The organism is bacterium (assembly GCA_040755755.1).
Lineage (GTDB): Bacteria > SZUA-182 > SZUA-182 > DTGQ01 > DTGQ01 > DTGQ01.
Genome location: JBFLZW010000018.1, coordinates 77310 through 92074 on the forward strand (window position 1 = coordinate 77310; position 14765 = coordinate 92074).

Genomic DNA, 14765 nt, shown 5'->3' on the forward strand with positions numbered 1-14765 from the left:
CGGGGATTTCCCTGTTTACTATTTTCTTGCGTGGAAATCAATTTTCCAGTAATATTTCATTGGCTGGCCTGTTCATCTAACCCTTCGCCGAGGAGCCTCTGTCGGATAACCCGCTGGAAATCCTTATGCAGTATTCCCTTCACAGTATCCCTTTCCCCCAGAGGGCAATATCATTAACACAAAGGGGCGGGTCAAGGCATAGGCATAGTTACCATTTTACTCTGTTAGTCAAGGAGGTCGTAATGCTATGAAGAAGAAACACTGGATAAATTTCATTCCACTTTTTATGGTTTGTGCTATTTTTAGTTCAGCTTTCCTGTTCCCGGGTTGTGCAGCAAGAACTTACCAGGACAAGGGCCTGCCGGAGATAAGCGGTAAGGATCAAGATGTGCCCCGCCCCCCTAGAGAGGGCGTAGATCGGGTCCCAGCCGAAGCAGGCGGACTGGAAGCCGATATCAGCGGCCTGCTTATGAGTGAGCAGACCTGCGCGGCAGCGGGTGATGAGGTGACTTTCACGGTTTTGATGCACAATGCTCCAAATGCCGTAAGCGCTTTGGGATTTGATATTGTTTTTGATCAGAATATCCTGGAATACAGGGGATTTGCCAGAGGAGATCTTACCCAGGGATTCGATATGTTTGACGTTGGCCAGAAAGAGGGTGACACTCTGCGGGTTGGCGGAGTAATTGCTCAGGGCGAAATTGCCAGGGGATCGAGCGGAGCGGTAGCGGAATTTACCTTTGCCGTCAGGGAGTGTGAATCCACCACACTGAAGCTGGATCATCTGACTGATGATGTAGGAGGCTGGACCGTGCAATCCGGACAATTGAGTACTGAGGAAGGCAGTGATGAAACTGAAGAGGGAGAGAATATCCAGACGCCCGAAGCTCTCGAGCAGGAGCCCGCTGGTGCGGAGACTGTCGGGGAGGAGGCCTGGGATGATCAGACTTTTGAATCTGCAGATTCCTCTGAAGAAAGGGATAACCTCTCCTCTCCTGCCGGAGACGAAAATACAGCCGTGGATAGCGACCGGACAGAAGCAGAGGTGGACCAATCAGAGCAAACCGGCGCTTCTCCCGGAGGAGATGCCGGTGCTCCTGCCGTGCATTCTGAAGGCAATGCCGCCACAGCACAGACCAGCCATGCATCGTTCTTTACGGTCCAGTCCCCGGAGAAGGTCGATAAAGCTGGAGACAAAGCAGTCCAGAACACTATGGCAGTCTTCCTTCCTCAGCAGGTTCAAGGCAATGCTCCTGCCGAGGTGTCGGGAGGCGGTTTTTCGAATGAGCCGGTGAATGCCCAGCCTGTGGATACTCCTCCCGCACAGGATCGGGGCGGCATAATATCGATTGATGATCAACCCTGCCAGGGTCCCGGCCAGGATGTGATCTTTTCGGTATCAGTAAATAATGTCCTCAATAAGGCCGATGCTCTGGGGTTTGAGATAGGTTTCGATGAGAGCATCCTTACCTATAAGGGATTCTCCCGAGGCGATTTAACTCAAGCGTATGATTTATTTTATGTCAATCAGGCGGGAGCAGGCAGACTCAGGGTTGCGGGAATCAACAGCAGCGGCACCGGCATTGTTCCGGCAGCAAACGGCACGATTCTGACATTGGCCTTCAGTGTCAATAATTGCCCATCCACCACTTCCACTTTGCATCTCGGAAGCCTGGCTGATGATCTGGCAGGGTGGTCCCTCCACAATGGGCATCTTTATTTATTGCGTTGATACAGGAAACCGGAAACTCAAAAAAACCTACCCCCTATCAGACAGGAATAGGGGGTAGGGGGGAACTTGCACAACAAATAGCTGATCACACTTACTGATTGTCCGTCGTGGAGAGCGTCCCATTGCTCTCAAGCTTTATGAGGTAAAAATCACCATCTCCGCCGATAGTCCTGGTGCCGGCAACGATATACCCTCCATCGGAGATCTGATAAATGGATCTGGCCTCTTCATCCTCAGTGCTCCCAAAGGTCTGATCCCAGACCAGCATGCCACCGGCATCAAGCTTGATGATATAGAAGTCACGGCCTCCTGTTCCAAGAGATTTCGTATATCCGGCAATGATATATCCACCACCCTGTATCTCCTGGACAGAGGCAGCTTCTTCATCACCCTGCGCTCTTCCGAAGGTCTTATGCCAATCCTCATTGCCGTTTTCATCGAGCTTCACCACGTAGCTGTCAAAATTAAAATTATCCACCCCTGAACTATATCCGGCAGCTATATATCCTCTATCAGTGGTCCGCCGGATGGATAAGATTTCCGTATAGCCATTTCCCGGCAAGATTTTCGACCAGTCCTCAAAACCGTCCTGGTCGATTTTCACCAGGTAACCATGCAGATCTCCTTCGCTATCAGTTGATCCGGCGATAATATATCCATTATCAGCGGTTTCCTGGATAGAGCAGGCATCTTCATAGCCCCCGTTATCGAAAACTTCATCCCAGATTAAAGATCCGTCACTCTGCAGCCTTACCACATAGATATCGCTTCCCTCATCACCTTCAGTATATTCAGTATATCCGGCAGCAATATAACCGCCATCAGTGGTCTGCTGGACAGATTTGGCAACTTCATTATTCATGTTGCCATACGTTTCTTCCCATTCAAGATCGCCGTCGCCATCGAGCTTTAGCACATAAAAGTCATTGCTGCCATCCTCAGCAACAATGTACCCACCCATAATATATCCGCCATCAGAGGTTTGCTGAATGGAATAAGCCTCGCCATTACCACTATCTGGAAAAGTCCTGTCCCAAACCAGGCTGCCAGCACTGTCAAGCTTTAAAATATAACAGTACGTATCATCTGCGGCAGTATAACCGGCGACAATGTATCCGCCGTCATCAGTCTGCTGGATGGATCGAGCCACATCGTCACCCAATTTATTGAAAATTTTCGCCCAGGAACCGGGAGGCTCTATGGAAGGATCATCGATAATAATTTCAAGACTTGCCGTTTTGACATTTCCGCTGCTGTCAGTTGCAGTTAACGTTATGGTATGTTTTCCGGCTGATAAAATTTTTCCATTCAGTGAAGACCCTGTTCCAATCTGCCCATCTCGTGATGATCTCCAGACAAGTGAATTTTCCGGTAAAATTCCATCTTCGGGGTCCAAAGCAGTCCCCCTGAAAGTTACCGGGGTTCCCTTCTCGATAACCTGATTGTTTGAGGGAGTATCAATAGTGACTGTCGGGTAACCCTGAACCGGATTTCCCCCGCCTCCATCATTACCGGGTGTTCCTGTACCGCTCCCCCCTCCCCCGTCTTCTCCTCCGCAACCTGGCAAGAGTACCATGCAGGTGATGAGCATCGAAAAGAAAACTGTCAGCCGTAATACTCGGGCAACCGATAAGTTTTTTGATTTTGTCTTCATAATGAACTCCCCTCTGTGCTATCTCAAAACTCCCCCCATAATAAGTATTGAGCAGGCTGCACGCTGGCAAGAGTTTTGGGATGAGCTCTACGTCCCTGAAGTGGACGATTCCACAATGGTTATTTTACCGTAACGTTGCTTTTCCTCTTCAATCCGCCGCATTGTCAGTTTCATCTTGATAGCTTGTTTTACCATATCGAATGGCCTGACATCACCACCCTTTTTGTCTACCAGTTGGATAATTTCGTAGCCTGCCTTTGTTTTAATCACTCCGCTGATTTCCCCGGTCTTCAGTGCCAAAGCTGCTTTTTCCAGGTCAGGGTCTTTTTCTCCTTTACCAAACCAGCCAATTTCCCCCGCTTTTGAAGCTGAAGGGTGAATGGATTTTTTCAGAGCCAGAGCACCGAAAGAAGCACCTTCCTTGAGCTCTTTCAGCACAGTCTCAGCCTCTGCCTGCGTCTTGACCACAATTGATTTAACCCGCAGCTTGAGCGGTATGGTAAACTCTTCGAGGTGAGACTGATAGAAGCTGTCGACATCCTGGTCGCTGATTTTTACCTTATCGATAATAGAGCTTTTCTGAAAGGCACTTGCCAGAATGTGATCTGTTTTTCTCTGTATCTCGGCCGCTACCTCCGGATCACGCTCAAGGTCTGCCTTTCCTGCCTCCCGTGAGAAGACTCTGGTCTCTACCAGATAATGAGCCCATTTCTCCCTCAGCCCGGCTTTTTCATTCTCCGAAACCTTGCTCATGATCGGGGTCAGAATTTCCTCGGATATGTTCTCCTCGCCTATTGTAGCCAGAAGATGCTCGCCGGGGGGGTAAAAAGTTACCTTCGCCTTCTGGTAAAAGTCCTGGACAAGTTTGTTTTTCTTTTGCCGGAAGAGCCCGGAGCGTATGCTGTTTTTAGCTTCTTCAAAAGGTATTTCTTTCTGGTCCCTGGTATCCAGTACTTTAATGATCTGGTACTTCTTCCCGGTTTTAATAATACCGCTGAGCTTTCCGGCCTTCAGGGAAAAGGCTGCCTTTTCAAGTTCCGGCTCCATTCTGCCCTTCATCAGCCATTCATGTTTTCCACCCTGTTTCCAGCATCGGCAGATGGATTTCTGCCTGGCCAGGTCCTCAAAGGAAGCCCCCTGATTCAATGCCCTGAGAAGACCCTGTGCCCGCTGCATGCTCTGGGTTACCAGGTGCTGAATCAGCACACTTTGAGGGATAACAAACTTATCCTTGTTTTCCTGATAATATTTCTTCAATTCCTCCTCTGAAGGCTCGGCCTGTTTATCGACATGTTTTTTGACGAAAAACCGGGCCAGGGTTTCATCGGTCATTTTCTTAATATCCTCCCTGACCTGCCGATTCTTCTCCAGACCCGCTTTCCGCGCTTCCTGAGCGAACACCTTTGTTTCTAATAAATTGTTCAGTACCCTCTCTCGAAACTCTTCCCGTCTGCGCTCCGGCAACTTATTGAGAGCAGATTCCAGCTCATCCCTGGTAATTTCCTGATCACCCATCCTGGCCACTACCTGCCCTGTACCACGTCCGCGAACCGCTGCTCCGCTCTTATCGCTGTCGCGGCAGCCAATTACCGAGGGCAGGAAAAGTGAAACAACACAGACCACAAGCGCTCCTTGTGCCGATAATGACTTCGTTGACAACGTCTTCATGGATATTCTCATCGGAAAATACCCCCCATCCCCCTTTGAAAAGGAAGAGAGGAGGGGATACTACAACAGCCCCTCCCCTCTCTCCTGTTTACATCTTACGTTACGGTAAAGGTATCAGTATCTTGATCCTCTGATAGTTACTCTTGAACCTGTCTTTTTCGACCCAGACATACTTATACTGGCCTGCCCACTCAGGAGGTGAGGCCACCCTTACCTTAATTATGGTGTTGCTCCAGCTCTTGATATCGCCCAGTACTGTGCCCCCGCCAAGATCAGGATGTTCAGCCTCCGATAGCGAGCCGATGCGCACCCGGCCGCTTCCCTGAGGATAGCCGAAGTTAAGACCGTAGATACTGAGCAGGTTATTGTGGGCAATTCTGGTAGGCGTAACCCGATAAATAACAGGACTCCTGGTAAGCTCAAAATAGAGTGGATCGCTGGATATCACCTGAAAGATGGTGTCACCGGCGCTCAGGGTTCCGCTTGCATCCTCGTCACCAAAATAGATAAACTTCACGTAGACAGCCCACTTGCCCAGAGCCATGCCCGTACCTTTGGCCAGGGTAGGTTCACTGCCACCCTGGATAAAATCACGCTGCCCTTCATCGTCCAGTCTATCTTTAAAGAAATCGTAGAATCTGACCTCGAAGCTGTCTTCGCTCCAGTTCCGGTAATCAAGGGCCGTATAACTTCCTTGTGACGAAGCAAAGTCTACCAGGCGGCATACACCGTGATAGTCATCATCAAACATCTCAGACCGGCTATTGCCGAAACTGCCGACATCAGGATCCTGCAGCGAGATGGTAATCCAGGTACCGCATGGTCCCTCTTCGGGATCAATATCCAGATGAGAAGAGGCATCGCAATCATTCTCTATGGTGAAGACCCTGATATTGCTGGCACCGGACGGAGTTACGACCTTGACATCATAGTTTCCGGGCGCAATAACAGTCCAGCAGGGAACCTCGAACTCGATAAGGGTATCGGTCCAGGCGTGGACAGGCATATCGATCCACTCGGTCCCGGTATTTAACTGGACTTTGTAGCCTTCTTCCCGTTCTTCACCGAAGTAGGCACCCCGTAAGGTTACGATCGCCCCACAACAGCCGTGACTCGGCTGAATACCGGCCGCAGAATCGTCGATAATCGGAGGTGATGGCGGTGGCGGCGGCGGTGCAGGAACATTGTCTCCGTGGCATCCAAAGCATTGCTGATCAGCCGTAAACCCAGGCTCTGCCTCAGGCAGATAAGGACCTGCAAGATCCCATGTCCTGTAGCGAACCGGATCGTAATCCGTTGGATCACTGCTGCCTGATACATGGAAGCCGACTGCTTCCCAGCCATTCGTATTCTGGACATGGGGGCCGATTCTGTGGAGGGTAGCGATGCTGTGGCAGATCTCGCAATAGCGGATAAGCTGTGGATTAAAAGGATCCCAGGAGGGGTTGGTGGGATTTTGAGAGTGGCATCGGTAACATTCAGAAGCCACGTTCCCCAAAAAGCCCATATGGTGGGTCTGAGAGTTCCCGGCGATCGGCTTTTGATATTCGAAGAAGCCCATGAACTCACCCTTGTCATTAACGTGACTATAGGTGGAAGGATGTCCAGGATTATCAGGATTTCCGGTAGCCGAGGCCACCTGTTCCCAGTGACAGTTCTCGCAGGAGAATGGAGTGGGAGTGACTACTGATGGCGGATACAGACTGAGATCACGTCTTGGGGTGATCGGTTCGATCAGCCCTGGATTATGGCAGGTAACGCAGTTTCCTGAGCTTGACATGTCAGTAGCATGGTGCCAGCCATTGGCATCGAGATCAAACTGGCTGTGGCAGCCGCCGGTTGTGCAGTCCCTGATGATGAATACACCACTGGGAGAAGCCGGGTCCACCTGGTGGCAGACGATGCACCTGCGATCTCTGACCACCGTGGGTGTGGCGTGGTGTCTGTCGGCCAGGCTGTTGCCGTGGCAACTGCGGCAGTCACTTTCGATCAGGTTCCCATAGGTTGTATCATAGATGCCGATCTCCTGAGGCACATAGTCCATGAGTGGCCGGGGGCGGTTGTAATCCATATTGACAGCCCGCAGGACCCCTAAGGTGCCGAAAATCAAGAGCACTGTCAGTCCCAAGCTCAAAATAAACTTACTCTTTATGATGCTTCTCATGATCTTCTGCCCTCCTTTCTAATACATGGCGCTCTTGAGCGGCAAAGAGTAGAAACCTGGTTTTCTGGTCAGAATCGAAATAACCCGAAGCCCTCCGAACGGGCCGGTATCTCCATAGACATTCACTTCAGGGAATTTCTCCCTGACCTTGGCTTCGGCTGCCCTTTCCTGGGCCAGCGTTATAATCGCATTTCGGTCTCCATACTTCAGTGCCCCTGAAGGACAGGTCGATACGCAGGCTGGTGCCAGATCAGGGCCGGTCAGCCAGCTCGAGGCAGGATCTTTGATGGTACCCGGATAGGTGTAGCCCCGCCTGCTGATGCAGGCATTGCATTTGCGGACAGACTGGCCATCCGACTTGGGAACGCCGAATGGGCATCCTGCCATGCAGGCATTACAGTTGGCTGGCTGGCAGATACCCTGGTTAATCTGAACAAATCCGTCAGCATCTTTATAGATTGCCCTGTGGATTGTATCGCAAACCAGCTTGCATCGAGGATTTATGCAATGCATACAGCCGTATTTCAGGAATTGCCAGTTGCCGTATGCATCCACATCCGCCCCTTTTTTGCCGCTCCAGAAAAACTTCAGCAGCGTGAAGGTAATGCTGGAGAGATCCTTCGGGTTCTGGTAACCAGGCCCTCCGAAAAAGGAGGTGTTCTCTGCCGGAAGATCGTTCCAGTTCTTGCAGGCTACCTGGCAGCCCCGGCATGCGGTACACTTGGTCGTGTCGATTAAAATTGCTTTATCTCCCATCTCAGATCACCTCCTTATACCTTCTCGATCTTGCAGAGGAAAGCCTTATATTCCGGAATCCGGGTATTGGCATCACCCACATGAGGGGTCAGCCTGTTGGCGCTGTGGCCTGTTTTGATGCCTTTGTAACCCCAATGCCACCATACCCCGATCTCATGGCGGGTTTCACCGAATATTCTGAAGGTCTTAAACCGGTTGGTTACCAGAGCGCGGGCTTTCATGTAGCCCCGCATGGTGGTAATCTTCACCCAGTCGCCGTTATTGATACCCTTACTCCTGGCCAGATCCATGCTCATTTCCACAACTACGTCAGGCACAAGCTCGCACAGCCAGGGGAGATGCCTCGTGGCTGCTCCCGCCTGCCAGTGCTCGCTGACCCGGTAGGTGGTGCCGATGATCGGGTAGTTATTCGGCGTGCCGATCTTGTCCGGCTCATAGATTTTAATGCAGGGATTGATCAGTTGAGCATGCCCCGCTCCATAGGGAACAGGATTCTGGCCTCTGCCCGCAAGTGGCGTATCGAGAGGTTCGTAATGCTCCGGATAGGGACCTTCAGCCATTCCCATGCCATGCAGCCGTGCGTGTCCTTCGTTTCTCATGATAAACGGACTTCGCTCGGTGTGACCGGCATATCCGTGAGGATTGGCCACACCATCCATGACATCGCCTGTCCATGCGGTTCCATTCCACCAGATAACCTTATGGCTTGAATCTGCTGGTGTCTCCGTGACTCCGCCAAATCCGCAGGGGACAAGGGAAGCACCGTTATAGATAATCCTCCGGTTAACCGGCCAGGCCCAGGCCCACTGGGAATAAACAGGAGCCATGCCCGGTGCCTGGGTGTTGTTCCTTCTCCTGGACAGATTATTACCGATGCTTGGATACATGCCGCAATAGACCCAGCAGCCGGATGAGGTGGTACAATCATCTTTCAAGTCGGCAAATTTGGGCACCGGTGTTACCCCATCGCTCATTAATCCATTGATTTCAAGGTCGAGGATGTGGATCGGAGGATCAGCCGTTCCTCCATACCAGGCAGAGCCCATGGTCAGATGGGTCATTCCATAGTCATTAGCCCCGGCGGCTTTGCAGGCATCAAAGATCTTGTTAATCATCAGGATCTCATGCTCGGCATCACCAGGCGGCTCAACAGCCTTGTATCTGGTCTGTGCCCATCGAGAGCTGTTGACCACAAATCCTTCTTTCTCCATATGAGCGGCAGCAGGCAGCAGGAATACCTCGGTATTGATGGCAGCCATTTCCGCACTGGTGAGCGGCTGTCCCGTTGTGCTGTACTGCCAGAAAGCCGCTGTCTCATTCTCCCATATCTCAGAGATTACCAGCCAGTCGAGATTTCGCAGAGCCTCCCTCTCTTTGACCGAATTTGGTCCGCCTACGGCAGGATTTGTACCAAAAGCAAGCAATCCCTTGATCGTGCCGGCCAGCATATCCTCAAAGAGCTGCATATGAGAGCAGTTGCCGGGTATCTTGGGTATCCAGTCATAGACCGCTTGAAGCTGATCGCGTAGTTGTACCGGATCATTCGTTGGAGGTAGGGCATTCCACCAGTAGCACTTCATGAGACTGACAATGTACTTCTTGAAGTTACTCCACCAGTTCAGCTCATTCTGGTGCACCTTGAAAGGCGTATTCCGCTTGACATAACTTGGCAACTGCAATGGATGTCCCGGCTCGCCGATGCCGGGATCAGTGCGGTCAAACCAGGCATCACCGGGGATGGTGCCGTCAGGCTGGCCAAGATATCCAGGGAGGATGTGGAACAGCAGGGCAAAATCCGTTGACCCCTGGACATTGGATTCACCCCGTTGGGCATTGATTCCGCCTCCTGACTTTCCCATGTTCCCCAGGAGAATCTGCAAGGTAGAATAAGCACGGATGTTCTGGGTGCCGACGGTGTGCTGAGTTGTTCCCATGGCATACAGGATAGTACCTGCCTTGCCCTGTTCTCCGGTAATGGAAAACAGCTCGCAGATATCGTCGTAGACCGTTGAATCCGCACCGGTGAGGTTGATGACCGTGTTCTTGTCATAGCGGGCATAGTGGAGAAGCACATGCTCCCAGACGGTCCTTTGATTGGCCACATTTGGCCCCATATCGGCGGCGTTGAGAATACCCGTATCCAGAAGGTGCTGCCTGAACTTGCCAAGGTAGGATGGACTCTCAGGATCAAGGCTCAGGGTATCCTTACTGAATCCGCATGAGGTGCCGCAGGTGCAGTTTCCCGATCCATCCCAGAAATCAGTGGCAATGTTCGGGGCCAGGAAAGCCTTGGTGGCATGGGTAGACACAAACTTGGCATAATCCCAGGATGACTTGTCATATTTCCCGATCTGGCCAAGAGCCGGAACAGGCTGGCTTGCATCCGGAATAAAACCCGAGAATCTGCCATCTCCCGTTTCAGCCGGTCCCCTGAAGTTTTCATTGATCAGGAAGCCGGCATTGCTGTAATTCAGCACATAAGGCTGATCATACTTCTTATTCTGGATAACATAATTGATCATCCCATTGACAAAGACGATGTCCGTTCCGGATCTCATCTTGCAGTACATCTGTTTGCCGTTCCAGATCGACGCCTTCGAGGCGGTTCTGGTAAAACGCGGATCAACAACAATCAGCTTTGCTCCGTTACCGTCAGGCCCGGTGTTTCCATATTTGTTTTCCAGAGCATTGGTGATGTGTCTAAAAGCCATAGGATGATTTTCCGCGGGATTTCCACCGATAACGAGAATAACGTCACTGGTGCCGATATCATTCCATGTATTGGTCATGGCCCCTCGACCGAACGACTCTCCCAGAGCCGATACTGTCGAGGAGTGTCAGAGGCGGGCCTGATGTTCTACGTACACCAGGCCAAGTCCGGTGAAGAATTTGCGCAGCAGGTGGCATTCCTCACTGTCGTGAGCTGCCCCGCCCATACCGGCGATGGCTCTGGTGCGGTTTACTGTCATGCCGTTGGCTGTCGTTTCCCAGGTAGCCGCACGGGTTTCGGCAATCTTTTGACCGATCAGGGGAAGAGCATCCTCCCAGCTCATGACCGTCCACTTGTCATCGCCGGGAGCCCGGTGCAGGACTCTGGCCAGCCGTTTATCCGCAGGCCAGGCATCAATCCGCGCCCCGATGGCGAAATCGGTATTCAATTCTTCCTCGCTCACGATCTGGGTGGAAATCTGCCTCGTAGCTACACCCTTGCTGCACAGTGCTCCCTCGTTTATCGGGTGGGTCGGATCACCTTCAACATTGATCACCGCACCACCACTTGCGGTAACAATTATCCCGCAGCCGCAACCGCAGAAGCAGCAGATGGAGGTGGTTTCAACTCCCGTTTTCAATCCCATGTCTGCCAGTGCCTGGGGGATCTTTATCCAGTTGAGCAGAGAGCTTGAAAGCAGGAAAGCTGTCGCTCCCCCGGAAAATTTCAAGAAACTTCTCCTCGTTACATTCATTACACTACTCCTTTTCTCTCCGAGAACCTCTTACCTCAGAACCTCTCAATCTCTAATGCACCCCATACAGACTGAAATCACGCTTTAAGTAAGATACGATGAACCACCTCCTTACGATCCTTTGGCTTTTCTCATGCTTACTTGCCGCCTGTTGGATCTAATTCAAAGGATTATGTTTTTCCGGGCACGGGGTCAGTTCCCGGCCACTGATATCCATTGACAGGGATGGAGGCAGGTAGCCTTTCTCCCGCGCCAGGACGTCAAAGAACAGGGTGGCTATATCCTCCATGGCCAGGTTAACCGTTCTGGTCTGATCCATCCGCCTTTCATCAACGCACTTGATATACCGTTTACAGCAATCACAAACGTAGAGCCGGTAAGGGCTTGACTCATGATAGAAGAAAAACTTCAGGCTCTTTTGGTCTTCATTGTTGCAGAAGGGGCATTTTACTCTGTCAAATTTCCACTCCACAGCGCAGAGGGAACAGCGCAGGATCCGCATTCCATCCTCTCGCCGGATCCTGGTCATAAAGGGAATGCCTCCGCAGGCTGGACAGTAATTCCGCCACCAGGGATACTCGGCCAGGAAGTCTTTCATATCACCGGCTGCCAGCTCAAAGAGGGGCCTGGCCAGGGTAAGAGCTATAAATTCCAGGGTATTGGCATCTATGTCCGCCTGGCCGCAGACGTGCAGAAGATAATCGGGATCACGGAAAATCGTCTTATGGATTAACTCTTTCAGGTCCAGATGGTTACAACTCTCAGATACGATAAACGATTCCATCCGGGCGGAGTCTGACTCTGCACATTTCTTGAGAATAGTGCTCAGTTCCATGAAATGGTCTCTGAGAGGTTCTGCCCTGATATTCATCTGGTTAAAGTTAATGAGGGGCATCCCCTGGGTAAGTATTTCCTGCACTCTGTCCTGACTCATCGGGGGGTAAATCTTATCCGCAGCCAGGCGATCTTTGGCCTGATAGTGGGCCTGGAAGATATATTCAAAGAAATCGATGTGAGTCTTCGGAATATACTCCAGAGCTCTTAAACGCTCCAAGTCGTTACGCCATTGTTGTGGTTCAGAATTATTATTCATAGATTTACCTCTTTCCTCATATGTTTTGGGGGATTATCCCTCATTTCCCGGAGTCTCTCCCTGGATTCATTCAGGGATTGCGTCATATCTTTCTGTTCAAAACAGGTACCACGATACCGACCTTGAATATCTCTCTGATTGCTTGAGCTTTCAGCTTCCAGCAGATGAAAAGATGTCATGGGCTTTATGTCTCTTATTCATATTTCTTATACCTGTCTTATGCTTACCTGTCTTATGCTTGCCCGCAATGTCAAGAAAACTGAATCAAAGATTCCTGCCAGGGCTGAAGAGAATGTCCTGCTGGGGGGTAGTCAGGAGGTTGTATGATTCCACCGGCCTTTGAGAAAACCGGAACAGAATAGCATAGCATATCCTGCTGAACGAGCGTGGCACTGCTGCCTTATTCTGCAAGCATAATTCATACCTTCATGGGGTCAATGCAAGCCAATGATATGCGCAATGAAAATATGTTTTCAAACGAAATAAATTAATCTCACTCCTGCAAATTTTTAATTAAGTAAAGAATTTATTGTTTATTTTATAGTTGCATTTTGCAACTTTCCTCAATGCTTGGCGTGATTCCAGGAGTTTTTTACCGAATCTTGACCCTCTGGCAGTTACTCTTTTCCCTCCCCTTTTCCATCCACAGGTATTTGACCTTACCTGACCAGTCAGGAGGCACATTCACCCTGATCTTGACCGCGGTGCTGCTCCAGCTCAGCACAGCATCCTGTGGCTCGCCCAGGCCCAGAGCGGTGCTTTGTGCCTCATCCGCTGAGCCGATACGAATCCGGCTGCTGCCCTGGAGGGGGTTGAACCCGGTGCCGCTGACTCTGACCAGGTTATTGTTTTTCATCGCGGTTGGGATGATAGAATAGATGACCGGTCTTGCGCTCAGCGTAAAAAGCAGAGAATCACTGCAATCTACCTGATAAATAATATCCCCGCTGCTGAGCACCGTGTTGTGATCACTATCTCCAAAATGGATGGATTTTATCGACACTGCCCACTGACCTGATGCCAGGCTTCCGGTTATTGTTGGCTCATTCCCGCTGTCCTGGACATAATCCCGTATGCCGGTGGCAGAATCAGCACTGTCTTTGAAGACACTGGAGAATTTGACCTCAAAACTCGAAGGGCTCCAGTTCCGATAGGCAAGGGCCGTGAAGGTGCCTTGTGAGGAAATAAAATCCACGATGCGGCATACACCATGATAGCCATCGTCAAAAATTTGTGTCTGGCTGCTGCCAAAGCTGCCGCCGATCTCAGGATCGTCGAGCGATATCTTGATCCAGGTGCCGGATGGCCCGCTGTCCGGATTTATGGTCAGGGAGGATAAGCGGTTTTCCTGTTTGTGGTGGCAGCCGCTGGTTGTACAGTCTCTTGTCACCGCCAGGCCGACCCCTGGGACTATTGCATGGCAGGCACTGCACCGATGTTCCTGGACCACCAGGGGAGTGGTATGATGCCGCTCAGCCAGACTGCTGCCATGACAGCCCCGGCAGCCGCTTTCCGTAAGCTCCTCGGAGGGAGGATCAGAAATACCGGTATTCTGAGCTCCATAACCCATGACAGGATAGAAGGGACAGCTATAATTTGTATTAATGGCCTCTCCCAGTCCAGGAGTGCCGAAAACAAGAAGCATGATGATTACTCCAGAGCTTACCAGGCTTCTCTCCCGGGCCATAAGCGGTTTCAGTCTGCGTAACAGGCTAAGGCCCGGTGCTTCTGCTGCCTCCATCGACATCTTCATGACTTGACATCTCATACCCACACTCTCCTCACCGGGAACCATCACAGTGCCCGGCGTATTTTCTTCTCTTATTCAAGAGCATATTACATGCCCTTATTGAGAGAAAAATATTAGATGTTTAAAATGAACTGATTATTTCTTATAATAAGGTCATTGGGGAGGGATTGTTTCAAATTGATTGAGAGGAAAAGCTTACATAGCTTAATAATTGTAAGGAAAATTGCCCAACTGAAAAATACCCAATATGAGTTCGAAATTTATCTTTATAGAAATGGCTTTAAGATCAATATGTTATGTTGGCTTTTTAATTTTAGAATTCGGCGAGGATGTTTCACCTCTGAAACATCCTCGCCGAAAGAACGGGAAGCTCTGAAAGAACGGAAAGTTATGATGACCAGAAATGCACAGTCTAAGAACGCCCCTCACCCCGACCCTCTCCCCGAAGGGGCGAGGGGGAAAAACACTGCCCTGGGCTCTGTGT

At 50.7% G+C, this 14765-nt stretch carries 10 protein-coding genes; 1 reads left to right on the plus strand and 9 read right to left on the minus strand.

All coding sequences use genetic code 11. From position 1 onward, the window contains the following. The first annotated feature begins 247 nt into the window (after nt 1-247). On the plus strand, nt 248-1732 hold the full coding sequence (locus tag AB1611_06500; GenBank protein ID MEW6379240.1) for a cohesin domain-containing protein: 1485 nt from the start codon (nt 248-250) through the stop codon (nt 1730-1732). Nucleotides 1733-1823: 91 nt separating this feature from the next. Here AB1611_06500 and AB1611_06505 read toward each other — a convergent pair whose 3' ends face one another. The 9 genes from AB1611_06505 to AB1611_06545 all read right to left on the minus strand — a co-directional run bounded on the left by AB1611_06505 (nt 1824) and on the right by AB1611_06545 (nt 14299). Further along, on the minus strand, nt 1824-3386 hold the full coding sequence (locus AB1611_06505) for a PQQ-binding-like beta-propeller repeat protein (GenBank protein ID MEW6379241.1): 1563 nt from the start codon (nt 3384-3386) through the stop codon (nt 1824-1826). A gap of 87 nt (nt 3387-3473) precedes the next feature. After that, nucleotides 3474-5066 carry a peptidyl-prolyl cis-trans isomerase gene (locus AB1611_06510; GenBank protein ID MEW6379242.1) on the minus strand — a complete coding sequence of 531 codons (1593 nt, stop codon included), beginning with the start codon at nt 5064-5066 and terminating at the stop codon, nt 3474-3476. Between the two features lie 88 nt (nt 5067-5154). Then, nucleotides 5155-7218: a hypothetical protein gene (locus tag AB1611_06515; protein MEW6379243.1), complete on the minus strand. Its 2064-nt coding sequence runs from the start codon at nt 7216-7218 to the stop codon at nt 5155-5157. An 18-nt stretch (nt 7219-7236) separates the two neighbouring features. After that, nucleotides 7237-7974 carry a 4Fe-4S dicluster domain-containing protein gene (locus AB1611_06520; protein ID MEW6379244.1) on the minus strand — a complete coding sequence of 246 codons (738 nt, stop codon included), beginning with the start codon at nt 7972-7974 and terminating at the stop codon, nt 7237-7239. Between the two features lie 14 nt (nt 7975-7988). After that, the gene (locus AB1611_06525) at nt 7989-10763 is read right to left on the minus strand and encodes a molybdopterin-dependent oxidoreductase (protein MEW6379245.1); all 2775 of its coding nucleotides are present in this window, start codon (nt 10761-10763) and stop codon (nt 7989-7991) included. Nucleotides 10764-10811: 48 nt separating this feature from the next. Then, complete coding sequence (locus tag AB1611_06530; GenBank protein MEW6379246.1) at nt 10812-11414, minus strand: hypothetical protein; 603 nt, start codon at nt 11412-11414, stop codon at nt 10812-10814. 181 nt (nt 11415-11595) lie between these two features. Continuing rightward, nucleotides 11596-12492 carry a formate dehydrogenase accessory protein FdhE gene (locus AB1611_06535; GenBank protein ID MEW6379247.1) on the minus strand — a complete coding sequence of 299 codons (897 nt, stop codon included), beginning with the start codon at nt 12490-12492 and terminating at the stop codon, nt 11596-11598. A gap of 303 nt (nt 12493-12795) precedes the next feature. Then, nucleotides 12796-12942: a hypothetical protein gene (locus tag AB1611_06540; GenBank protein ID MEW6379248.1), complete on the minus strand. Its 147-nt coding sequence runs from the start codon at nt 12940-12942 to the stop codon at nt 12796-12798. Nucleotides 12943-13123: 181 nt separating this feature from the next. After that, nucleotides 13124-14299: a hypothetical protein gene (locus AB1611_06545; GenBank protein MEW6379249.1), complete on the minus strand. Its 1176-nt coding sequence runs from the start codon at nt 14297-14299 to the stop codon at nt 13124-13126. Nucleotides 14300-14765: the final 466 nt, after the last annotated feature.

What these genes read in the sequence shown, in the direction of transcription:
- AB1611_06500 (MEW6379240.1), top strand. Translation starts at nt 248, where the DNA reads ATGAAGAAGAAACACTGGATAAATTTCATTCCACTTTTTATGGTTTGT.
- AB1611_06505 (MEW6379241.1), bottom strand. Translation starts at nt 3,386, where the DNA reads ATGAAGACAAAATCAAAAAACTTATCGGTTGCCCGAGTATTACGGCTG.
- AB1611_06510 (MEW6379242.1), bottom strand. Translation starts at nt 5,066, where the DNA reads ATGAGAATATCCATGAAGACGTTGTCAACGAAGTCATTATCGGCACAA.
- AB1611_06515 (MEW6379243.1), bottom strand. Translation starts at nt 7,218, where the DNA reads ATGAGAAGCATCATAAAGAGTAAGTTTATTTTGAGCTTGGGACTGACA.
- AB1611_06520 (MEW6379244.1), bottom strand. Translation starts at nt 7,974, where the DNA reads ATGGGAGATAAAGCAATTTTAATCGACACGACCAAGTGTACCGCATGC.
- AB1611_06525 (MEW6379245.1), bottom strand. Translation starts at nt 10,763, where the DNA reads ATGACCAATACATGGAATGATATCGGCACCAGTGACGTTATTCTCGTT.
- AB1611_06545 (MEW6379249.1), bottom strand. Translation starts at nt 14,299, where the DNA reads ATGAGATGTCAAGTCATGAAGATGTCGATGGAGGCAGCAGAAGCACCG.